Origin of the sequence: Dehalobacterium formicoaceticum (assembly GCF_002224645.1) — a bacterium.
Taxonomy (GTDB): domain Bacteria; phylum Bacillota; class Dehalobacteriia; order Dehalobacteriales; family Dehalobacteriaceae; genus Dehalobacterium; species Dehalobacterium formicoaceticum.
Map to the genome: position 1 here is coordinate 1685519 of NZ_CP022121.1, position 22305 is coordinate 1707823.

18 protein-coding genes are annotated in these 22305 nt (G+C 42.5%); 12 read left to right on the plus strand and 6 right to left on the minus strand.

Annotated elements, in window-relative coordinates; all coding sequences use genetic code 11:
* Nucleotides 1-14 precede the first annotated feature (14 nt).
* Nucleotides 15-1028: a 3-deoxy-7-phosphoheptulonate synthase gene (gene aroF, locus CEQ75_RS08270; RefSeq protein WP_089609911.1), complete on the minus strand. Its 1014-nt coding sequence runs from the start codon at nucleotides 1026-1028 to the stop codon at nucleotides 15-17.
* A 640-nt stretch (nucleotides 1029-1668) separates the two neighbouring features.
* Here aroF and CEQ75_RS08275 point away from each other — a divergent pair.
* Complete coding sequence (locus CEQ75_RS08275) at nucleotides 1669-3528, plus strand: IS1634 family transposase (RefSeq protein ID WP_089609912.1); 1860 nt, start codon at nucleotides 1669-1671, stop codon at nucleotides 3526-3528.
* 131 nt (nucleotides 3529-3659) lie between these two features.
* Here CEQ75_RS08275 and CEQ75_RS08280 read toward each other — a convergent pair whose 3' ends face one another.
* Nucleotides 3660-4295, minus strand: coding sequence for a DedA family protein (locus CEQ75_RS08280; protein ID WP_157677379.1), 636 nt, complete (start codon nucleotides 4293-4295; stop codon nucleotides 3660-3662).
* 264 nt (nucleotides 4296-4559) lie between these two features.
* On the opposite strand from CEQ75_RS08280, the gene CEQ75_RS08285 reads away from it, so the two are divergent.
* The gene (locus CEQ75_RS08285) at nucleotides 4560-6461 is read left to right on the plus strand and encodes an APC family permease (protein WP_089609914.1); all 1902 of its coding nucleotides are present in this window, start codon (nucleotides 4560-4562) and stop codon (nucleotides 6459-6461) included.
* Here CEQ75_RS08285 and CEQ75_RS08290 read toward each other — a convergent pair whose 3' ends face one another.
* The gene (locus CEQ75_RS08290) at nucleotides 6462-7208 is read right to left on the minus strand and encodes an epoxyqueuosine reductase (RefSeq protein WP_089609915.1); all 747 of its coding nucleotides are present in this window, start codon (nucleotides 7206-7208) and stop codon (nucleotides 6462-6464) included.
* A 75-nt stretch (nucleotides 7209-7283) separates the two neighbouring features.
* Nucleotides 7284-7976 (minus strand): DNA/RNA nuclease SfsA, encoded by a 693-nt coding sequence (gene sfsA / locus CEQ75_RS08295; RefSeq protein WP_089609916.1) that lies wholly within the window; start codon nucleotides 7974-7976, stop codon nucleotides 7284-7286.
* Between the two features lie 183 nt (nucleotides 7977-8159).
* Between sfsA and CEQ75_RS08300 the strand changes: the two genes are divergently transcribed.
* From CEQ75_RS08300 to CEQ75_RS08330, 7 genes are all read left to right on the plus strand, one after another.
* Nucleotides 8160-8438 carry a hypothetical protein gene (locus CEQ75_RS08300; protein WP_089609917.1) on the plus strand — a complete coding sequence of 93 codons (279 nt, stop codon included), beginning with the start codon at nucleotides 8160-8162 and terminating at the stop codon, nucleotides 8436-8438.
* A 61-nt stretch (nucleotides 8439-8499) separates the two neighbouring features.
* A complete protein-coding gene (locus tag CEQ75_RS08305; RefSeq protein WP_089609918.1) occupies nucleotides 8500-9825 on the plus strand; it encodes an ATP-binding protein in 1326 nt (441 codons plus the stop codon).
* Nucleotides 9826-9969: 144 nt separating this feature from the next.
* Nucleotides 9970-10521, plus strand: a complete 552-nt coding sequence (locus CEQ75_RS08310) for a YhcN/YlaJ family sporulation lipoprotein (protein WP_089609919.1) — start codon at nucleotides 9970-9972, stop codon at nucleotides 10519-10521.
* A 193-nt stretch (nucleotides 10522-10714) separates the two neighbouring features.
* Nucleotides 10715-11296: a flavodoxin family protein gene (locus CEQ75_RS08315; protein ID WP_089609920.1), complete on the plus strand. Its 582-nt coding sequence runs from the start codon at nucleotides 10715-10717 to the stop codon at nucleotides 11294-11296.
* Between the two features lie 56 nt (nucleotides 11297-11352).
* A complete protein-coding gene (gene hslO, locus CEQ75_RS08320; RefSeq protein ID WP_089609921.1) occupies nucleotides 11353-12264 on the plus strand; it encodes an Hsp33 family molecular chaperone HslO in 912 nt (303 codons plus the stop codon).
* Nucleotides 12265-12369: 105 nt separating this feature from the next.
* Nucleotides 12370-13560 (plus strand): LysM peptidoglycan-binding domain-containing protein, encoded by a 1191-nt coding sequence (locus CEQ75_RS18610; RefSeq protein ID WP_198306666.1) that lies wholly within the window; start codon nucleotides 12370-12372, stop codon nucleotides 13558-13560.
* Nucleotides 13561-13705: 145 nt separating this feature from the next.
* Nucleotides 13706-14845: a DUF362 domain-containing protein gene (locus tag CEQ75_RS08330; protein WP_089609922.1), complete on the plus strand. Its 1140-nt coding sequence runs from the start codon at nucleotides 13706-13708 to the stop codon at nucleotides 14843-14845.
* Nucleotides 14846-14909: 64 nt separating this feature from the next.
* On the opposite strand, the gene CEQ75_RS08335 is transcribed toward CEQ75_RS08330, so the two are convergent.
* Nucleotides 14910-15089, minus strand: coding sequence for a small, acid-soluble spore protein, alpha/beta type (locus CEQ75_RS08335; RefSeq protein ID WP_089609923.1), 180 nt, complete (start codon nucleotides 15087-15089; stop codon nucleotides 14910-14912).
* Between the two features lie 519 nt (nucleotides 15090-15608).
* Here CEQ75_RS08335 and CEQ75_RS08340 point away from each other — a divergent pair.
* Nucleotides 15609-16817: an NADP-dependent isocitrate dehydrogenase gene (locus tag CEQ75_RS08340; protein WP_089609924.1), complete on the plus strand. Its 1209-nt coding sequence runs from the start codon at nucleotides 15609-15611 to the stop codon at nucleotides 16815-16817.
* 119 nt (nucleotides 16818-16936) lie between these two features.
* The gene (locus tag CEQ75_RS08345; protein ID WP_242965415.1) at nucleotides 16937-17344 is read left to right on the plus strand and encodes a hypothetical protein; all 408 of its coding nucleotides are present in this window, start codon (nucleotides 16937-16939) and stop codon (nucleotides 17342-17344) included.
* On the opposite strand, the gene CEQ75_RS08350 is transcribed toward CEQ75_RS08345, so the two are convergent.
* Entirely contained in the window at nucleotides 17309-19336 is a 2028-nt protein-coding gene (locus CEQ75_RS08350; protein WP_242965416.1) for a catalase, read from the minus strand. The two genes, CEQ75_RS08345 and CEQ75_RS08350, sit on opposite strands and share 36 nt — an antisense overlap.
* Nucleotides 19337-19561: 225 nt before the next feature.
* Between CEQ75_RS08350 and CEQ75_RS08355 the strand changes: the two genes are divergently transcribed.
* Nucleotides 19562-22153, plus strand: a complete 2592-nt coding sequence (locus tag CEQ75_RS08355) for a DUF4127 family protein (RefSeq protein ID WP_198306667.1) — start codon at nucleotides 19562-19564, stop codon at nucleotides 22151-22153.
* The last annotated feature ends 152 nt before the right edge of the window (nucleotides 22154-22305 follow it).

A 22305-nucleotide genomic window follows, 5' to 3' on the forward strand; every position in this document is an offset into this window, starting at 1 on the left:
CATCCCTTCCGATTCTAAACAATTTTTTTCAATAGTTGAGATAAAGGTTTTAATTCCTCCATCAAGAGAGAGAATTTTTTCAGAGATAAGGACTGGGGACCATCACACATTGCTTGGAGCGGGTTGGGATGGACTTCCACCATAATACCGTTCGCTCCAACGGCCAAAGCCGCTTTGGCAAGAGGCGTGACTAAATGCCAATCACCGGTGGCATGACTGGGGTCAATAATTATGGGCAAATGGCTTAATCCTTTAATCAAGGGCACGGCACTGATATCCAGAGTGTTTCGGGTAGCTGTTTCAAAGGTACGAATGCCTCTTTCACAGAGAATAACATTATAATTACCTTCCGACATAATATATTCGGCTGCCATGAGCCATTCTTCAATGGTAGCGGAGAGCCCCCTTTTCAAAATCACAGGTTTTCCTGATTTCCCAGCCTGGCGCAGCAGGTGGAAATTTTGCATATTGCGTGCACCGATTTGGATCAGGTCCACATAAGCTAAGGACATATCCAGGCTATAGGCGTCAATGATCTCGGTGACGATTTTCAAACCGGTCAAGTCTCGTGCTTCGGCCAGAATTTCCAAACCCTTCTCCTCCAGTCCCTGGAAGCTGTACGGGGAGGTACGGGGTTTGAAAGCGCCCCCTCTTAAAATATGGGCTCCGGCTTCCTTGACCCCCTCGGCGGCGGTTAAAAGCTGGTCACGGCTTTCCACGGCGCAAGGACCGGCGATCACTATGAAATTATCCCCGCCGATTTTTACGCCGTCAATATCAATGACAGAATCCTCGGATTTTACCTCTCTGCTCACAAGTTTATAGGGCTTCATAATGGGCACAATATTTTCCACCCCAGCCATCAATTCCAGGCCCATAGAAGAGATCGCCTTTTTATCACCGATGGCGCCAATAACGATTTTTTCCACCCCACGGATAATGTGAGTGCTGAAGCCATCATGTTCCAATCTATTTGTTACAGCATTGATATTTTCTTCCGTCGCTTTTTTACTCATCACAATAATCATTTTTCATCCTCCTAAGTTTAATAAATTTTATTTTTCCATAAAAAAACCACAGAATTCATCCTGAAAAGGGACGAATCTGTGGAGAATCCGCGGTACCACCCTGTTTGGCAATGCAAAAACAAGCCCAACTTTTAAGTACGGGAAAACTTCAATAAAAAAACATCTCATCCTGTTAGGAACGAAATGTCTCGCGGTACCATCCTATTAGGCATTTTCATGCCCCCTTGGTCAGGTACGGGAAGTTATCCGATACCCTCTTCCTTGATAACGGCGGAAGCATCCCGGCTGCGGCTACTTGCGATGTCTTTGATCACATCGGTTCACCTTGCGGCTCAGGAGGGAACTTCATCAGGTCACGTTTTGTATGTGCTTTCAGTCGCCGACACATACTCCCTGGGAAAACAGAATCCCAATTACTTTTCTCCGTCACAGCCTCTTGTTTTTGAATTAAGACAAATTTTATCAGAACATTTTCCTGTTGTCAAGATATATTATGCATTTTCCAGCCGGGTCTTCGACACTTACAGGCCTATCAAAATCCCTCAAAGCCTTTAAATAGGCTTATTTTTTTGTCAATTTTTTTAAAATAAATGTTGTATGTGGTGTATGTATACGGTATAATATATATGGGTGATGCGTCTTGAAACTATACTATGATAAACGGCTTAAAGATCCTACTTATTATGCGCAGCAAGGAATAAGAAACGGCAAAAAAACTACTACCAAAAATATCAAGAATTTCGGAAAACATTCCGAACTCTTGAAAATAACTGATGACCCCGAAACCTATGTAAGAGAAGAAATTAAAAAGATGAACGAGGAATACCGCGTTGGCAGTGTCACATTTAACCTAACTGCTAATTTTAATGAGAAAGTCAAGCATACACAAGACGAGGCATCGGCATCCACTTGTTTGAACATAGGTTATTTTGTTCTGCAAGATATTATGAAAGGTCTTAATCTTAAAACTTTTTTTAAGCAAAATATTTCAGAATGCAAGAACACCTATGATAGTTTTAAAATCCTCCGTTTCCTAACGTACGCTAGAATACTAAAACCCGGTTCTAAACTTTCCACCTGGAATGATTTGAATTCATATTATGAGCAGCCAGAATTTGATTACCAGCATATTCTTCGGTTTATGGATATTTTAGAGGAGCATTATGACGTTTACTTAACATGGCTTTATAAAAACAGTAATGCTGTCGTCAAAAGAGATTCTTCTATTATCTACTATGATTGCACAAACTTCTATTGTGAATGCGAACAACCTGACGAGGATATTGTTGATGAAGTTACAGGGGAAGTTATTTGTGGCTTAAGAAAATTCGGGATAAGTAAGGAGCATCGCCCTAATCCGATTGTGGAGATGGGGCTTTTCATGGATAGCCAAGGTATTCCCATCACCATGTCCCTGCATCCCGGGAACACAAGTGAACAAACTACTGCCATCCCCCTGGAAAAAGAAGTCTTAAAGATGCTGAATGGAGCCAAATTTATTTATTGTGCCGATGCGGGACTTGGTTCTTATAGCATCCGTAAATTTAATAGCATGGGTGGCAGGGCTTTTATTGTCACTCAATCAATTAAAAAATTAAGCAATACTCTTAAGGAGGCAGTTTTTAATGACTATGACTATCATTTATTGTCAAACGACTCCCCTGTCACAATCAAAAAAATGACAACCTTTGATCAGTACTCAAAAGAAAATTTACCTTTGTATAACGATTTTGCTTACAAAGTAATTTTTGCTGACAAAGCCCTTGACATTGGTTTAAGCGAAGAAATAACATTAAAAAATGGTAGTGTTAAGTCTAGGAAATCGACCGGACTTTTAAGGCAACGCTTAATCATAAGATTTTCACGAAAAATGATGGAGTATCAAAGATCAGTACGGAGAAGCCAGATAGAGCGGGCAAAAAAACTATTAGCTAGAAAGGATCCTGAAGAAATTAAGAAGGGACCGAATGATGTAAAAAGATTCATGAAAAGAATCTCTCATACAAAATCTGGTGAAAAGGCAGTTATTAATTATGTCCTGGACGAGGAGAAAATTGCTGAGGAAGAAAAATACGATGGCTATTATGCAGTGGCGACTAATCTCGAAGATCGTGCTCAAGATATTCTCGCAATATCACACAAAAGATATCAGATTGAAGAGTGTTTCAGAATTATGAAAACCAATTTCACCGGGAGGCCTATAAATCACAGATTGCCTAATCGTATCAAGGCCCACTTCATGATCTGTTTTACAGCCCTATTGGTATATCGCCTATTAGAGGCTAAATTGGACGAACAACATACTCATATAACTCCAGAAAACCTAATTACTACACTTAAAAATATGAATGTCACCAACGTACACGATATTGAATACATGGCACTCTATCATAGTAGCAAGGCCCTTGATACATTAATGGAATTAACATCACTTAATCTGGATAGGCTTCATTATAGACCAAAGGAATTAAACGGGAAAATTAAAAAATTATTAAACTAGTAATTACATACAACATTTCAAATTCAATAATTAGCTGGGAACCTGCTAAACACGCGGGTTCCCAGCTTTCTTTTTCTTCTAACTGTCGAAAACGGGATTTTATCAGAACATTTTCCTGTTGTCAAGATATATTATGCATTTTCCAGCCACTTGTTAAGCCTTTTTAGCAGCCGGTTTTTGATCAGAAAGTACAGGATGACGCCTCCTAAAAGGAAGATCAAAACACCGATCCAGGAGTAACGGCTCAGGAGAGTCAGGGCATAACTCCAGTTATTGCCCAGGACATAGCCTAAAATCGTCATGAAAGCCACCCAAGGCAGGATTCCGATCCAGGTATAAAAATAGAAACGTAAGGCGGGCATTTTGGCAATACCGGCAAAGTAAGAAACATAGTTTCGAAAGAACATGAGCCGTCCCAAGGCAACAAAGAAGGCGCCGAATTTCTTAAACCAACTTTCCGTGATGGTAAACTTTTTATGAGATATGCCGAAATAGGGACCGTAATTTAACAACAAAGGCCGTCCGCCGATTTTCCCGATGTAATAAGGAAAAGTAGTGGCAGCGGTATAACCGATGGAAGAAATCAGGATGGCCAAAGGAAGCGACATTTCTCCCTGGGAGGAGAGAAAGCCATAAATAAGTAAGAAAATGCCTCCTGGAAAAGGAATGGACAATCCTTCCATAAAGAGCGCTCCTGCGGCGCCCGCATATCCCAATTGACTGATCAGAGGAATAATTTTGGCAAACTCAAAATCCCAAATTGCCATGGACATGGTACCTTCTTTCGATGATTTCGCTGATTTTCTTATGTCTTATTATTATAGCAAAAATTTTTTATTAAACTATTAAATTTTCATAAACAATAAGACACGTCAATCATCCGGTTTGCAGAATCAGTTTTTAAAAAATGTAACATAATATGTTTTAACTGAGTGGATAATAATAAACTTGATTTTGCAAAAAAAAATGTTGCTTTTTGCCAAAATGAGATTAGAATATTTATACCGACAAGAAGAAAGAGGTGATAATATTTGCGTAAGAGCATAAAATCACGATTGTTGGGAGAGAAGCTTCCTTCCAACCAAATCAGTGAGGAAAAGTTTAATGTATTTTGGGGACTGCCCGTATTATCCAGTGATGCCATTTCTTCCGTGGCTTATGCAGTAGAAGAAATCCTTTTAGTTTTGATTCCGGTAATTGGCATCATGTCGTATTTATTGCTGCCCAAAATCGCAGGAGCTGTAATTATTCTGTTAATTATTTTAACCATATCTTACCGCCAGATTATTGACGCTTACCCTAATGGTGGTGGGGCTTATATTGTCGCCAAAGATAATCTGCAAACAATTTTTGGATTAATCGTCGGGGCATCTCTTTCTGTTGATTATACCCTGACGGTTGCCGTGAGTATTTCGGCAGGAACTGCGGCGATCACATCGGCTATTCCTTTTTTGCATACTCATAAGGTGGCAATTGCTATTATCATAATTTTATTAATGACTTTAGGAAACTTGCGAGGAGTAAAAGAATCAACAAAATTATTTGGCATACCCACATACGCTTTTGTTGTATCAATTATCTTATTAATCATTTTTGGTGTGCTCAAATCCCTAAAAGGAGATGTCACACCTCTGCCTGCTCCCGCTGCTTCCAGTGTTGATTTGGGCACCCAGGCAATATCCCTGTTTTTAATTCTGAGAGCATTTTCTTCTGGCTGTGCAGCATTAACCGGTGTGGAAGCCATATGTGATGCTGTACCTAATTTCCGTGAACCTTCTACCAAAAATGCGAAAACAGCATACGTATTTTTGGCGCTTATGGTTCTTATCACTTTTGTTGGCACCTCTTATTTGGCAGTATTGTTTCATACAGTTCCCAATGAAGACATGACCGTGCTGGCACAAATTGCCACCGCTGTCTTTGGCAAAGGTTTTATGTTTTATGCAATTCAGGTTGCTACGGCTATAATTCTTGCGATGGCGGCCAACACAGCTTTTGCGGGATTTCCTACTTTGATTTCAGTTATTTCCAGAGATGGTTATGCTCCAAGACAGTTATCTGCCCGAGGGCATCGGTTAAGCTATTCCAACGGGATTGTTTTATTATCCTTGGGGGGAGCTTTGCTGGTGATTATTTTTAAAGGTGAAACACATAAACTGATCCCTTTGTATGCTGTGGGGGTGTTTACTTCTTTTACCTTAGCCCAAGCAGGTATGTTTATGCGCTGGATCCGCTTAAAACCTCAAGGCTGGCAATATAAGGCGGCAATTAACGGGATCGGCTGTTTGGTTACTTTTGTGACCGTAATAATTGTAAGTGTAACTAAATTTTTAAGCGGAGCCTGGATAGTTTTTATTGCCATTCCCCTCTTAATATATTTTATGAAGAGGATTAAGCGCCACTACAATGCTGTTGCCCAAGAATTGGATATCCCCAAAGAGAAATTAGAGCAGATTGTAATTAGACAAAAACCAACTCCCCATATTATTATTCCCATTGACAGTTTGAATAAAATGGTGCTTAAGGCAATAAAATATGCCAAAAGTATTACACCTAACATCGAAGTCTTTCACATTGAGACCTACGAAGGTGAGGCTGACAAACTCCGGAAAAAGTGGTCCATGTTAAATACAGACATACCTCTTATTATTAAAGAATCTCCTTTCCGGGAAACAGTTAAAACTCTTGTGGAATATATTGAATCAGAGGAGCATGCCTCTCAACCAGGGGATATGATTACAGTTCTGTTGCCCCACTTTGTAGTAAAAAAAAGTTGGCAGATGTCCCTGCATAATAACACATCTTTTCTTATAATAAATTCATTATTGCATGAAAGAAATATAGTTGTCTCTATTATGCCATTTCAGATTGAAGAAGCTCGTGCTATGCGCCAACAAACTACCGTAAAACAAAGTGATCAGCATAGAGAGTAGCTAACAGCTGGACAGGGCACAAGGTCCTAAATTGCATTTGCCGCAAACGTCACATAGTCCTAATTGGGGATAATCTTCAGCTACCTGGAGTAATTGGGCATAACATCTTTGTTTATCCCAGCTGTCGATTTGCAGGGCACCGGTCGGACAATTTTTGACACAGGCTGTACAGGTGCCTTTTTGATAATAAAGACAGTATTCTTCCGTCGGCTTTGGGGTAGGGGGGATTTCTCGTGCAATGATGATACTGCCGAAGCGCCCGGCGCAGCCGGCAGGTGTGATTAAAAGATGATTGAGCCCAAAGGTACCCAGACCGGCCACATAGGCGGCACTGCGGTGGGACCAGGCTGCGGTAAGATCCACCTCATTAAAATTATGGGTTGCTTTTTGAAAACCGGAAGGGATCCCCTCCTTTTCCAGTTCATCTTTTAGGCGGGCACAAATATCTCCAATTAGTGTGTTAGCCTCAATATAAGCCCGAGCCCATTCCACGGGAACCCCTTGGGCCGAACGATTGGCCCGGACAATTCCTTCAGAAAAAGGAACAAAGAAGGCGACCACTGTTTTGGCTTCCGGCAGGATTTCCCGGGGATGAACCACATGGGGACCGATAATATTTTTCATTTGGGTAAAAAGGTGATCATGAGCAGAAGCATAACCGATGAGGGGCGGACGATAACAGGTCTGGGTATTGGCATCCTGGACCATCTCATTGATGATGCCTTCTATTTTTTCTTTTAATTCCATGGCAAGCTGCCTCCTTTGTCTTTCGGTTGATATTTACTGTATCAAAGGGTATTCGAGATATTAAATAATTTCCCTTTATGGGAGGACTGTTTTTATTTTATTCCCTAAAATGAGTTTCTTTTCCGTGACCAGAGCATCATAAGCCAAGATTTTTACTCCGGCGTCATGGGCCGCAGATATTGCTTCACTAAATTTGGGATCCATCAGAGTGTTGGGAGTGAAATATTTGATTTCCTTCATCTGGAGTAAAAAGAAGATATAGCCCTGGTATCCTTCTTCTACCGCTCGGATCATTTCCCGAATGTGCTTTGTACCCCGTAGGGTAGGAGCATCGGGAAACATGGCCACGCCCTGATTTTCTAAGGTGACTCCTTTCACTTCAATAAATCCCTGTTGCCCCCGGCCATTTTCAAAGTAAAGGTCAAAACGTGATCGGCCGAAGGTCATTTCTTTTTTTAAGGTTATGACTTCATTGATTTCAGGAATTTGATGATCCTGGATGCCTTCAAAAACAACAGTGTTAGGAGCCTGGGAATCAATGTTCACTAAAAGACCCCCCTTATAAACGGCAATTAAGGAATATTTCGTTTTGCGGTTGGGATTGGATGATTTTTCTAAGATCACTTGGGCTTCAGGCTGCAGCAATTCCCGGCAGCGTCCCGTATTTTTTACATGGACGATTTCTTCCTTGCCGTCGATCAGGACATGGGCAATAAAACGGTTCGGTCTATGCAAAAAGGTAGCTTTGGTGATGTTTCCGTATTCCATTTTGTACTCCTTAGTCGATTAAATTCTTGAAAATAAAACAAGGAAATACTGGGATAAGCAGAGCAATTTACTCTTTTTATTATAACAAATTTTCCTTCCTATGATCGTAAAAAAAGTTTCTTGAGCTCTTGAGAGGGGAAGGGTATAATAACACAAGAACACTCAATAAAGAGGTATGGTACAGTGGATTTTTCAGAATTTAATCAATTAATTTTATCATTGCTGGAGAAAGACTATTTTAAGAATATTGATTATCTGGTCCAGGAGCTGCGTGTGGAATACCCAGATCAGTATCACCAGGTGATGAAACAATTTCAGGAGGAATATCATTTAAGCACTTGTGGTATGATGATGAGTCCCATTACCGCCGTAAATATTTCCCTGGACTCCTTACTAAAGGAGAGCCTGGTGGAAAAGAAAACGGAGAAGGGGCAGAGCCTATGGCGGTTAAAAATGGATTGATAGACTTAGATCATAAAGTAAATCTTAGATAAACAAAAACAGATCAATCGAGAGAAAGAAGATGAATAAAGAAGTGCAATCAAAACAGGAGAAATTTTTTCATTTGGAAAGATTGATTTTATTTCGTAATATTGGAGCAGACCCTTTGTTGAAGGAATTTAAAAGCCTGCTGGAGTTTATTGGCCGTGACCCGCTGCAACCGGATCAGGTTCTTTTAAGGGATCAAAAATTTTACCGAATATGTTCGGATTTGGTTCAAGAGGCGGAAGAACACCATTGGTCAGGGAATTTATGGCACCATTATCTCACCCGCTTACTAGCTTTGGCAGAAAATGCTTTTAGTCGGGTCGGTGCCCGCTTGTGCGAGGGCAAAATAGAAGGCAGCATTTTGCAGCTGGCCTGGCATGATTTGAGCTTGATCCAGGGCATTTATCATTTTGATTTCCGCAGCCTGGGGAATTGGGTTCCGGCAGAAATTGTGGATACCATTGAAGATTTTTCTCTTCCTTTTCAGCACGAAGATTGGGAAGGCAATTACTCCGAGGAAAATATGTCGGCGTTGCAGGATTCTTTCAACCAGAGTGAGGATCCCAAAGAGTTGGTGAAAATTCTTGCTTATTTTTATCGCAAGGCCGGTTTTGGTCCTATGTGCCTTTTTTCCTCCTTTCATTGGCAGGATGAAGCAGGACTGGCGGGTATTCCATATCCGGACCCTATTCGTTTAAAGGATTTAATTGGTTACGAGGATCAAAAAAAGAGGATTATTGATAACACTGAGACCTTTGTGGGGGGCAATAGAGCCAATCATATGCTCTTATACGGGGAAAGGGGTACCGGTAAGTCATCGACGATTAAAGCATTGGTGAACGAATATCGTCACCGCGGGCTGCGTTTAGTGGAGGTTCATAAGGGACAATTTGCTTCTTTACCGGTAATCTTACGTAAGTTAAGAGATTATCCCCAGCGGTTTTTGATTTTTTTGGACGACTTGTCCTTTGAAGCCAACGAAACGGAATATAAATATCTTAAATATCTGCTCGAGGGTGGAATGGAAGTATTACCGGACAATGTGGTCATTTATGCCACTTCCAATCGGAGACATTTGATTCGGGAAAATTGGCAGGACAGAGAAGGCGGGGGAGAGGTCCGTATCCATGATTCCCTTTCGGAAAAACTCTCTTTGGCCGACCGCTTTGGTATTACCGTAACCTATACTTCTCCCGACCAGGATCAATATTTACAAATTGTCATGGGCTTGGCGGAACAAAATGGTCTGGATATTCCGCCGGAGGTGCTGAAAGAAAAAGCTTTAATGTGGGAACGGTGGCATAACGGCCGCTCCGGGCGGACAGCAAAACAGTTTATTCAAAGTTTAATGAAGCGCTAACCCTTGCTAACCTTTACTAACAATTAAAAAAAGTCAAAGAATATCCTGAAAATTCCACTGGAATTTCGGGATATTTTTTTTGCGCATCCCACATAATAAACACAGCAAAATGGAAAGTAATTTCAAAGAAAGAGGTGCTTATCAATGAAGAAAAATCGTCTGTTAGTTTTAATGTTGGCACTGCTGGTCGTCTTAACTTTGCTCGTCAGTGCCTGTTCTACTGCCAAAAAACCTATTCCGGAACAAAATACCCCTAATCCCGCGCCCCAAAATAATCCTGCCGATCAAAGAAATAACCTGCCCGATCAAAGAAATAATGGGGCAATGGAAAGAACCAATGATGCCCAAGCCAGAGCTGATAAACTGGTGCGCGTATGTGAAGGAGTATCCGGGGTAGAGGAAGCAACCGTAGTAATTTCCGGAAATACCTGCTATGTGGGCCTAGATGTGAAAGGAAATCTGGAAAAAGCGGAAACGAAAAAAGTAGAAAACGAAGTTCAAAACAAGGTTTTGGCAGCGGATTCTGCCGTGACACGATGTGTGGTGTCCTCCGATGCGGATACCGTCAGTCGTCTGGAAAATATATATCAAGGAATCAAAAATGGCACCCCCCTATCCACCTTTGGCAAAGAACTGGAGGAAATCGGCAGAAGAATTATGCCGGATACAAAAACAGAAAATGTAAGATCAAGATAAACGAAGTTCTTGGTAAAGCATATAGAAGAGAAAAAAGAGGCTGTCGATGATTTAGCGGCAGCCTTTATCCATATCTAATCTGACGGGTTTCCCAAAATATCTCTGCCCCAGGAAAGAAAAATTTCCTTAAATATGATAAAATAAGCACATTGCTTTGAGAAATTTTATCATGAAATTTTAGGAGGTTTCGGTTATGGATAAAGTATTATTATTATGCGGCAGCCCCCGCCCTAAGGGCAATACCATGCAGGTTTTGCAATCCTGTGCTCAGGTAATTGAAGAAAACGGTGTGGAGGCAGAAGTAATCTCCTTTGCCGGTAAGGAAATTAAGTCCTGTATTGCCTGTAATAAATGTGTTGAGCTAAAAAAATGCGTCCTGGAGGACGGTTTGAATGAAATTATTGATCAGGTGCGGGAAGCCAAAGGCTTCATTGTGGGAGCACCGGTCTACTATGGTACGGCCCGGGGTGATATGATGTCTGCCTTGCAAAGGATCGGTAAGGTTTCCGGGGCAACGGATCAATTTTTATCCTGGAAGGTAGGCGGTCCCATCGCTGTCGCGCGGCGAGGCGGGCATACAGCTTCGATTCAGGAAATGCTCATGTTCTATTTTATTAATGAGATGATTGTTCCGGGATCGACCTATTGGAATATTGTCTTTGGCAGAAATCCGGGGGAAGCCCTGGAAGACCAGGAAGGGATGAAAACGGTGCACAAGTTTGGGGAAAATGTCGCCAAATTAGTGAAGATTCTTAATCAGGATATTCATTTTTAACCTTTAGGGCATAATAACAATGAGTTATTGCAGGAGCAGAAGAAAGGAGCTGTTTTATGTCAGATTATTGTATCAGAGGGACGGGAGCAGGCGGCGGGATTCGAATTTGGGTTGCCACGACAACGAATCTTTGTGAAGAGGCAAGACGCCGTCATGACACCTATCCCACAGCCAGTGCCGCCTTGGGCCGTTTGCTTACCGCCGGTGTGATGATGGGTCTGAACCTAAAAGGAGAGGATATCCTTACTTTAAGGGTTTTGGGTGACGGTCCCTTAGGAGCGATTGTGGTTGTGGCTAATGCACTGGGAGAAGTACGGGGCTATGTAGAAAATCCCCATGTTCATCTGCCCAGCATTACGCCGGGCAAGTTAAACGTAGGCGGTGCTGTGGGTAAAGAAGGCTTTTTATATGTGGTGAAAGATTTAGGCATGAAAGAACCCTATACAGGCTCTGTTCCTTTGGTGTCCGGAGAGATCGGTGAAGATTTGACCCGTTATTTTGCCGAGTCGGAACAAACACCCTCCGCAGTCGCCTTGGGGGTATTAGTAAATCCTGATAATACGGTGAAAGCTGCCGGGGGGTATATTGTGCAGTTAATGCCCGGGGTTTCAGATGAGGATATAACTCAATTGGAAAAAAATATCGCTTCCGTGCTGCCCGTAAGTCAGATGATTGATGAGGGAATCACCCCGGAAGAAATCGGAGCAAAGGTTTTAGCGGGGATGGACCTCCAGGTACTGGAAAAACAACCGGTATCTTTTCAGTGTAAATGTTCCCGGGAACGGGTGCAGCATATTTTGCAAGGCATTGGACGTGAAGAACTGTGCGCTCTTTTAGAGGACCAGGGATGCGGGGAGTTAACCTGTCATTTCTGCGGTGAAAAATATCTGTTTTCGGAAGCAGAGCTAAAAGAGATGATTGATGAGGCTGACCGGGAAAGAAAAGAAAAGGAAGAAAAAGAAGAATAAAAATAAAAAAACAAATTAGGCCGGGCCTTTGATTTGTCCTCTTTGTAACCATTGATTTCTTCAGGCATATATTGTACTGACAATCAATGAAAGGAGGACTTGACTGTGAAGTATACTGTGCAACGCGGAGATACCTTATGGTTAATTGCCAAAAGGTATGGTGTCAGTTTGGATGATCTGATTGAGGCTAACCCAATTATTGCGGATCCGAACTATATTCAAGTGGGATTAATCATTGAGATACCCAGAAACAATAATGATTACGTGGTCAAAAGAGGAGATACCATGTGGCTGATCGCCAAAAGATTCGGGGTCAGTCTTGATGATCTGATCGACGCAAATCCCCAGATTTCCGATCCCAATCGGATTAACGTAGGAGATGTCATTCATCTGCCGGAACCGGAAATGGATGAAGATAACGAAGAAAACGAAAATGACGAATACGCTAAACAACAGGTGCATATCAATTATAAAAATACAGCTCAGAAAGACACCTCTCCCATTACGGTGATGCCTGTTCAACAGCAGCCGCCTATGCAGCCTACATATCACGAACCATTGCAGTCTGCCGTACATGAGGAGAAGGGACAGTCAAATTTCTTGAAGAATATGCATTACGTTGTGAAAACAGGGGATACTTTATTTAAAATAGCCAAAATGTTTGGGGTTTCTTTGCCTAAATTGATTGACGCCAATAAACATATTGAAAATCCGGATAAAATTTACCCGGGTAATAAGATCACAATCCCTGTATCTCCCCCGGCGGTTTCACTACCGGAGGCAGAAGTGGAAATGCCTAAAATGGGGGTGATGCCCATGCCCATGCCGGTAAAACCGATGCCAACGAGGCCGCCTGTGCAGATGATGCCGATGCCAACGAGGCCGCCCATGCAAATGATGCCGATGCCGACAATGCCTCCTATGCCCATGATGCCAGCTATGGATATGGAGTGTCCTATGATGTGCCACTGTCCTTGTATGGATATGATGCACATGATGCACATGAATCATATGGACCATATGGATCATATGATGCAGATGATGGAAATGATGCAGCCTATGCATCAAATGCAGGTACCATGCTGCCTGGGAATGTGTCCGGGGATGATGATGGAGGAAGAGGATCAGCCCAAACAAGTACATCAGGTTCAGCAAGAGCAGCAAGTACAGCAAATACAGCAGCAGGTACAGCTGGAGCAGCAAGTACAGCAGGAGCAACAGGTACAGCAGGTACAAAAGCATGTACAGCAAGATATGAAGCAAAGCAAGAATAAAAGCTGCAAGAAACGCAGATAGTCATTGGGAAAAATTCGGAAAGAGTCCAGAGTCCATGGGGCTCTTTTTTTCTGGGCAGAAAAAGATGTTTGGACTTTTTGATGATATCGGGTAAAATGATAGAAAACTATGATCAAATAATGAATAAAAAAGGATTCGGGAAATAATGATGGATAAAGTTTTTTTAGGCAGATGTGAAACCTACCGTCAGGCAGATGTAGACCGCATGGTAGAAGAAATGTTTGATGCTTGCGGCGGAGTAGATAAGATCTTTCATCCGGGAGAAAAGATTTTCTTAAAAGCCAATCTTTTAATGAAAAAGAAACCGGAGGATGCTGTAACGACACACCCCGCTGTTGTTGAAGCGGTGGCCCGGCGGCTTCTTGCTGCGGGATGCCAGGTGGTTATTGGGGATAGCCCCGGCGGACCTTTTACACCTGTTTTGTTAAAAAGCGTTTATCGGACTACGGGCATGGAACAAGTGGCAGAACACCTGGGCTGTACCTTAAATTATGATGTGTCAACGGTAACGGTGCCTGTGGAGAAGGGTTATATTGTGAAATCCTTGACCCTGGTACGGGCAATGTGGGAAGCGGATGGGGTGGTCAGCCTGGCAAAATTAAAAACCCATGGGATGACCGTATTTACCGGAGCGGTAAAGAATATGTTTGGGGGGATTCCCGGTCTCATTAAAGCCGAATACCATTTTAAGATGCCGGATCAGCAGGATTTCTCCCATCTTTTAGTCGATATTTGTCAAAAAATCAATCCCCGTTTTTCCCTCCTGGACGGCATTGTCGGCATGGAGGGAGCCGGTCCGTCTTCCGGCACGCCCCGGCCGATTCGCGCCTTGGTGGGCGGCTGCAATCCGCATCAAGTAGATTGGGTGGGTGCCTCCTTGATTGGTTTGGACCAGGACAAAGCGCCTACCTTGCGGGCAGCAAAGGAAAGACAGCTTTTCCCGGAAAAATTTGAAATCACAGGAGCATCATTACCTGATTTAAAGGTTTCCGACTTTAAAATCCCTATCATCAGGAGCGTTCATTTTTATCGGGGAAAAGTGCCCCAGTGGCTGGCCAGATATCTGGACAATTGGCTGACTCCACAGCCAATTTTTCACCATGAGTGCTGTACCGGCTGTGCTGTGTGTCAAAAAAGCTGTCCCCCGGGTGTGATCCAAATGAAAGACGGAAAGCCGGTGGCGGATTTGTCCGCTTGTATCCGTTGTTTCTGTTGTCAGGAGCTTTGTCCCCAGCATGCTGTAGAGATTAAACGTTCCTGGCTCTTAAAGAAGATATTGGGGTAAAATTAAAAAATAAATTGGAGCCATCTCATCAAGAAATGACTCCAATTTTTTAGTGCGTTTCAAGTTATTTTGTACCGGAAGTCATAGCTCGTTCGGCGATTTCTATGGCCGTTTTCACCATATTACCGCATTCTCGGGACGGAACGGACCCAAATCCTTCAGCCTGTACGGTATCATAAATTCCCAATTCCTTGGCGATTTCCATTTTCAGCTGTTCAGACATTACACCTTTCCGCCTTGCCATGTCTAAAACCCCCTCACGGTTTTTATCATTTTTGACAACGCACTAAGATATCTGGCATCAGATGAAGAAAAACTCTACCTGACGCCAAGAAATCTGTTCTTATTTTGTGTAAAAAAATTTAACTTATGATAAAAAGAATTTGGATATGATGTCAGAAATTTAGCTGCCTGAATTGAGGATCGGTCAACAGCAAACGCGGGTGTTGTTTGTCTGATTGTTTTGGGGTTACCCTATTGGAAACTATTGGGATTATGGTAAGATTTATTATAAACAGTCAAATACGATTTTACTGTAAAATGCTAAAGAAATGTAACCGTTTCGTGTGCGATACGTCAATTATCCAGCGGACGAAAGCCGGTTTTAGTTGAAGCTGCCCATTTCTGATCGTCAGAGAAATGTTCTTGCCGGAGGCGGTACCCTGAATTACATGAAAAAACAAAATGCTTAAAGAAAGCAGGATTAAAGAATCCGGGATGCGAATACTAAGGGTTCAGGATAGAATGAACAGGAGGCAGCATGATGGAAAAAATTCAAATGAAAACACCTTTGGTTGAGATGGACGGGGACGAAATGACCAGGATTATCTGGCAGTCTATTAAGGAAATATTAATCAACCCCTATATTGATTTAAAAACGGAGTACTATGATTTGGGATTAAAAAACCGTGATGAAACCAACGATCAGGTTACCATTGATTCTGCTTTGGCAACCAAGAAATATGGGGTGGCCGTGAAATGCGCCACCATTACTCCTAATGCCCAAAGGGTTGAAGAATACAACCTGAAACAAATGTGGAAAAGTCCCAATGGCACCATCCGGGCTATTCTGGACGGTACGGTTTTTCGCACTCCGCTGATTGTGAGCAGTGTTAAGCCTTATGTTAAACCCTGGACAAAACCGATTTCTATTGCCAGACACGCCTATGGCGATATTTATAAAAATGTGGAAATGCGGGTGCCGGGCGCCGGTAAAGCCGAATTGGTTTTTACAGGTGAAGACGGTCAGGTTGTAAAGGAAACTATTTTTGATTTTAAAGGCCCCGGCGTGATTATGGGGATGCATAATATTGATAAATCCATTGCCAGTTTTGCCCGAGCCTGTTTTAATTATGCTCTGGACCAAAAAATGGATCTTTGGTTTGCCACCAAGGATACTATCTCCAAAAAATATGACCACCGCTTCAAAGATATTTTTCAGGAGATTTTTGACGATGAATATCAAGAAAAGTTTGCCGATGCCCAGATTGAATATTTCTATTCTTTGATTGATGATATCGTGGCGCGGATCATGCGCTCCGAAGGAGGCATCATCTGGGCCTGCAAAAACTATGATGGGGATGTGATGTCAGATATGGTGGCATCTGCCTTCGGCAGTCTGGCCATGATGACTTCTGTGCTTGTTTCCCCGGATGGATATTTTGAATATGAAGCAGCCCATGGCACGGTAACAAGGCATTATTATCAGCATTTAGAAGGAAAGGAAACCTCGACCAATTCCATGGCGACTTTATTTGCCTGGACCGGGGCCTTAAAAAAACGAGGCGAATTAGATGGGATTGCTGAGCTGACAGCTTTTGGGGAAAAATTAGAAAAGGCGGCTCTTCAAACCATTGAGGAAGGTGTCATGACTAAGGACCTGGCCATCCTTTCCGATTTGAAGGAGAAAAAAGCAGTCAATACCATTGACTTTCTGAAAGAGGTTAATACGCGTTTGGCAGCAATGCTTTAAGAGGATAGTATTTACCCTGCGGCCATGGACCCTTTACCGATGGCAATGCTGTACAGTGAAAATTTTGTTGATCTTCAGATAACGCCACAATAGTCTATTGTGGCGTTATCTTAAAAATAGTGGGGAGCAATCAGGGTACATTCCATGCCCGGCAGATGGAAACCTATGGAACCAAGGTCGTAGGAGGGACTTTTCCTGGGAAAGGCGGCCAGATGGTAGACGATATCCCGGTATACAACTCTGTTCGGGAAGCCATGGAACACCAGCATGTAGATGCATCCATCCTTTTTGTGCCGGCAGCTTTTGCCAAAGACTGTGCCTTTGAGGCCATTCGGGCCGGGGTTAAAGTACTGGTACTGCTGCCGGAGCATATCCCGGTGCATGATGCTAGGAAGTGTCAGGGGGACGGGGTTGGTGACATTCGTCCGAATGTCACCAACCCCGTCCCCCTGACACCCTGCTTTTACCGCAGCTCTTTCAAGATCTTAAATTTAGTATATCACCCTATCCCAGTGACGATGAGTTGAAACAGAGTTGATAAATTGATCTGTAAACTGGTCGTTATTACTGTTTACGACAACCCCGATGCCGCTCGTCATGTTATTTTCTTGCAGCCATTTTTCACCTTCATAGATTGCCCCAATCGGCTTGTAATGCATAAAGGCTTCTTTGACAAAATTCGTGGCGTCTTGATCGAATTTCAGATTTAAATTGCTGCCGCCTACAGCCAGTACACCATCAAATAAAACAGAGGATGCTGTCAAAAAGGTGTGTTGCACTTCAAGTTCCCGATTATCAGATCCTTTGACCATGCCCAGCTGGTCGCTGATGATTTCAATATTAAGTTTCTTTGATCTTAGGAAATCCAAGGTTTCGATGATACCTCCCTGAAATCCATCTGCCAGTATGACAGCGATCTTTAGGGTATCAAGTTTTTTAATGGTATTTTCCTGGCTCAGTGCCGGGGATACTTTCGTGCTATTTGGTTCCGTTTGATTCTGCGGTGGGTTTACCCCAAGATTTGCCGCAATCTTTGTTGCCAGCTCCACACTGACATTGGAAAACATCTCTACAACCTGTTGTCGGACATTTTTGTCCTTTACTTTGCCTACTTCGAAGCTGAAAGCGCTGATGATATGCTCCCTTTCGGGACCACTCATGCTATTCCAAAACATAACCGCCTGAGAGAAGTGATCGTTAAAGCTTTCACTTCTGGCGCGTACCTTTTGACCTTCAACTTTTTCGTGGTAATGTTCATATCCGCCTTCTGCGGCAGGAATTGGAGCCGGGGTATCATTAGCCAGTGAATTTTTGTGGTAACTTACTTTCCCCGAATTGATCATTTGCCGGTGATAGCCGTCACGCTGATTATTATGCACGGGAACGATTGGCTTATTAATCGGTATTTCATGGAAATTGGGGCCGCCCAGTCGAATTAACTGGGTATCTGTATAAGAAAATAATCTTCCCTGCAAGAGAGGATCATTGGAAAAATCAATACCGGGCACTAAATGACCGGGGTGGAAAGCTACCTGTTCGGTTTCGGCAAAGAAATTATCAACATTACGATTTAAAGTCATCTTTCCGATAATATTAACAGGTATTTCTTCTTCAGGCCACACTTTGGTGGGATCCAGGATATCAAAACCAAAATTAAATTCATCTTCCTCTTTGATTAATTGAACCCCCAGCTCCCATTCGGGGAAATTCCCTTGTTCAATTGCATCAAATAAGTCGCGCCGATGAAAATCGGGATCTTTACCTGATATTTTTTGTGCTTCATCCCATACCAGGGAATGGACACCAAGCATAGGTTTCCAGTGGAATCTTACAAAATGAGACTTTACCTCTTCATTGATAAAGCGGAAGGTATTAATGCTGAAGCCCTCCATCATGCGAAAACTGCGCGGTATTCCTCTGTCAGACATGATCCACATAACTTGATGGGCAGTCTCCTGATTATTTGCGATGAAATCCCAAAAAGTATCATGGGCTGCTGTCGCCTGAGGAATTTCATTATGGGGTTCCGGCTTATTGGCATGAATAATATCAGGAAACTTAATGGCGTCTTGAATAAAAAACACACCCATATTATTGTTCACAAGATCGTAAACGCCTTCCTCGGTATAAAACTTTGTCGCAAAACCTCGCACGTCTCTCACCGTATCAGAGGATCCCCGAAAACCGACAACAGTTGAAAAGCGTACAAAAACCGGTGTTTTCACAGCCGGATCCTGTAAAAATTTTGCCTTGGTGAATTCACCCATGGATTTATATAACTGAAGCTCTCCATGAGCGCCAAAACCACGTGCATGAACTACTCGTTCCGGAATTCGTTCATGGTCAAAATGTGTGATTTTCTCTCTGAAATGAAAATCTTCCATTAATGTAGGGCCACGATCCCCGGCCTTAAGTGAAAACTCGTCTTCCGCCATCTTTAATCCTTGGTTTGTTGTCAGTGTCTGTCCCAAATTATCAGTTCTGAAAGTGTTAAGTTGTTCCTGCTTCTTGTTATCCATAATTAAAGATTTCTCCTTCATTTTTAATTATAATAATAAAGGTAGTTTGTATAAACTATGGAATATTATGCGCAGGATTTAGGATCATTCAGATGGTAATATTGTTTAGGATTGTTAAAAAAATTGAAAGGAATCAGGAAAAGAATGTAGAAAATTATCATGATAACTATCATGATAATTCAAAAGATTAAAAGAAAAAGTATTGTTTTTGGAAAGGACAGGATAATGAAAAGAAAAGTTTTGAGCCTTATACTTTGCCTGACATTATTACTGACAATGACGCCGGGAATGACAATAGCTGCTTGGGCCGATACTAAAGAGGAGACGTCAATTGTCACACCGGTTGTTACTGACAAGGAGTCAGATAAAACCGGCTCTGATGGACAAGGCACCATCATTTCCGATGTAAGCAGTGACACAAAGACGACCGGGGAGCCTATTCTGGCCTATGTTCCCCTGGATAACCGTCCGGTCAACATCGACAGAGTGATCTATGAAGCGGAATCCGCAGGCTTTAAGGTGATGATGCCTGATGCAGATCTGTATACTACCCGCCTTGACGGACAACCATTAAATTCTAATGGGACACAGTTCGGTGATGGTAAGAAAATTCTTAATTGGATCCTTGAGACAGACAAGGTTGCTGATTATTTTGTAATTTCTCTCGATCAGCTCCTTTCGGGAGGCCTGGTTAATTCCCGCACACTCCATAATACCGATTTTTCCGAAGAATATGGGATGATTGATGCGATTATTAATCTTGCCCGGAACAATCATGTCTACATCATTGACACGGTTGCCCGTCTTGCCACTTGCACGGTAGGTTATCAGGAGGCAACACTGGAAACATATAATTATCTCCGTCAGTATAATCTTCAATCCAGAGCTCTGCTGACAGATGAAAACCTTACGGTGGCAAATATTGCAGAAGGTTATAGTAAAGATGAAGAAAACAGGGAGATTCTCGTTGATCCCGGGTACGCCAATCAGGTAAAAAACTCTCTGCAAACCCGAGTAAGAAAGATGTCTCTCATAGATTATATACTGACTGCTGATGATTCAGGCAGGATAAAATATTTTATCGGCATCGACGATTCAAATGCGAAAACAACAATTCAGACCAACGAGATTGACTTCATCAAAAAGAAGATGGGCAGCCGGGGCTTGATTTATTCGGGTGCAGATGAGCTGGGAATGATGGCGGTGCTCAGCCTGATGATTGACTATTATGGTCACAAGGTCGATACAGGAGTTGTATACTTTGGCAGTACTGAAAAATCTTCTTCAGGATCAATATATGACATGGAAACCGTGCGGGAGAATCTGGAAAAACATTTAGATAGTATTGGGGTGAATGTAGTGGATACAGAGGAGGCAGATCTGGAAATCGTGGTGCTGACCCTGCCCGCTCAATCCATCATGAACGTAAAGTATATCAACAGAATGATTGACTATATCAATAAAAATATTGCTGAGGGGATTCCGACGATTGTTATTAATTCGGCGCCAAGTGCATATAGCGGCAACTTTGAATACCGGATGATCAGGGAATGTGAGATGAGCATGCTGCTTTCTTACAGCAGCTGGGGGACTGTGGGTAATGCCATCGGACTGGCATTAGGTAATGGCATTTCACGCTACTTGTATCTGCAAAGCCGGGATAACAGCAGTGACAGAGCCGACATTGCTTTCCTCAAAGGATTGATTTTTTCATATGAAAAGGATATCAGCTATTTGCGCGGCGGAGGAAAAGAGTTATTTAATAACTATCTGGGATTAAAAAATTGGTCTGCCAGTAATTTTTATCAGAATGATGAGCAGGTAAAAAAAGTAAACAATGACATTGAAGTTATCTTTAAAACCTCTGACTATAATGTTACTGTTAATGATATCATTGATAACCTGACAGATTGCAGGTATTTTAAAGGACTGGGCGGAGAGTGCGGCATTATTGGCAGTATCAGACTGTCCAACTACTCGGCTCCCTTTATGCGTTCCTACGAAATCAGGTTTGATATTGATGTGGACTTAAGTGAAATTACAATCAACGGTTTCAAGGATACTGTGATGATCAGTATGCCATATACCCCCCCAGAAGGCCAACGGACATATGCTGTAACTCTTTATTTTCGGGATGAGACAGGCAAACTCCATAAGGTTCCTTCTACCTATGACAAGGCTACAGGCAGGATCACGTTTACCACCGGCAGTCTATCCTCCTTCTTTTTAGATACATTGAGTATGGATGCAGAGAAGGCTCATGGACTGTTCACTGATGTTTCTGAGTCTGCCTGGTATTTTGATGATGTGTTATATGTATATGAGAAGGGAATTTTCAGCGGTACATCCAGCAATACCTTTGAGCCTGAGACTCCCATGACCCGGGGGATGCTGATGAGTGTCCTGCACAGAATAGCCGGAACGCCGAAATCAGATTATTGGTATGAGATGCCCCACGATGTAAGCAAAAGCTGGTACGAGCCTGGAGTAAAATGGGCTCTAGCTAATAAAATAGTTTCAGGTTATGTAAATGGAAGTTTTGGGCCAAATGACCCGATAACCCGTGAGCAGCTGGCCAGCGTATTATGGCGCTATGCAAAGTATAAAAATATGGATGTCAGCAAAGGCAAATATCCGGGAGCAAATACCTACCCAGATGTTTCCGACCTTTCGGAAGGCTTTTTGGAGGGAGTAGATTGGGCATGCACTACCGGCATTCTGACAGGATCAGGCATCGATTCTAAACAGCTGTTGCCTAAGGCTTCGGCAACACGGGCGGAAGTGGCGGCGGTACTTAAGCGCTTTTTAGAAAAATAAAAGCGATGGTTCAATTATTCTGATCAAATCAGGTATTTGGGGTGTTGATCAAGGAATTTTGCAAATCATTTAGATTAAATATTGAAGAGCGTCAAACCGGGAAGTCAGGTAGATCACTTGGTATTCCCGGTTTTTAAATTCTTAAAGATTCA

Excerpts from the sequence above, each read along its gene's own strand:
- hslO (WP_089609921.1), top strand. The coding sequence starts at position 11,353 with ATGTCAGATTATTGTATCAGAGGGACGGGAGCAGGCGGCGGGATTCGA.
- CEQ75_RS08335 (WP_089609923.1), bottom strand. The coding sequence starts at position 15,089 with ATGGCAAGGCGGAAAGGTGTAATGTCTGAACAGCTGAAAATGGAAATC.
- CEQ75_RS08290 (WP_089609915.1), bottom strand. The coding sequence starts at position 7,208 with ATGGAATTAAAAGAAAAAATAGAAGGCATCATCAATGAGATGGTCCAG.
- CEQ75_RS08340 (WP_089609924.1), top strand. The coding sequence starts at position 15,609 with ATGGAAAAAATTCAAATGAAAACACCTTTGGTTGAGATGGACGGGGAC.
- CEQ75_RS08350 (WP_242965416.1), bottom strand. The coding sequence starts at position 19,336 with ATGGATAACAAGAAGCAGGAACAACTTAACACTTTCAGAACTGATAAT.
- CEQ75_RS08330 (WP_089609922.1), top strand. The coding sequence starts at position 13,706 with ATGATGGATAAAGTTTTTTTAGGCAGATGTGAAACCTACCGTCAGGCA.
- aroF (WP_089609911.1), bottom strand. The coding sequence starts at position 1,028 with ATGATTATTGTGATGAGTAAAAAAGCGACGGAAGAAAATATCAATGCT.
- CEQ75_RS08310 (WP_089609919.1), top strand. The coding sequence starts at position 9,970 with ATGAAGAAAAATCGTCTGTTAGTTTTAATGTTGGCACTGCTGGTCGTC.
- CEQ75_RS08355 (WP_198306667.1), top strand. The coding sequence starts at position 19,562 with ATGAAAAGAAAAGTTTTGAGCCTTATACTTTGCCTGACATTATTACTG.
- CEQ75_RS08315 (WP_089609920.1), top strand. The coding sequence starts at position 10,715 with ATGGATAAAGTATTATTATTATGCGGCAGCCCCCGCCCTAAGGGCAAT.
- CEQ75_RS08305 (WP_089609918.1), top strand. The coding sequence starts at position 8,500 with ATGAATAAAGAAGTGCAATCAAAACAGGAGAAATTTTTTCATTTGGAA.
- CEQ75_RS08280 (WP_157677379.1), bottom strand. The coding sequence starts at position 4,295 with ATGGCAATTTGGGATTTTGAGTTTGCCAAAATTATTCCTCTGATCAGT.
- sfsA (WP_089609916.1), bottom strand. The coding sequence starts at position 7,976 with ATGGAATACGGAAACATCACCAAAGCTACCTTTTTGCATAGACCGAAC.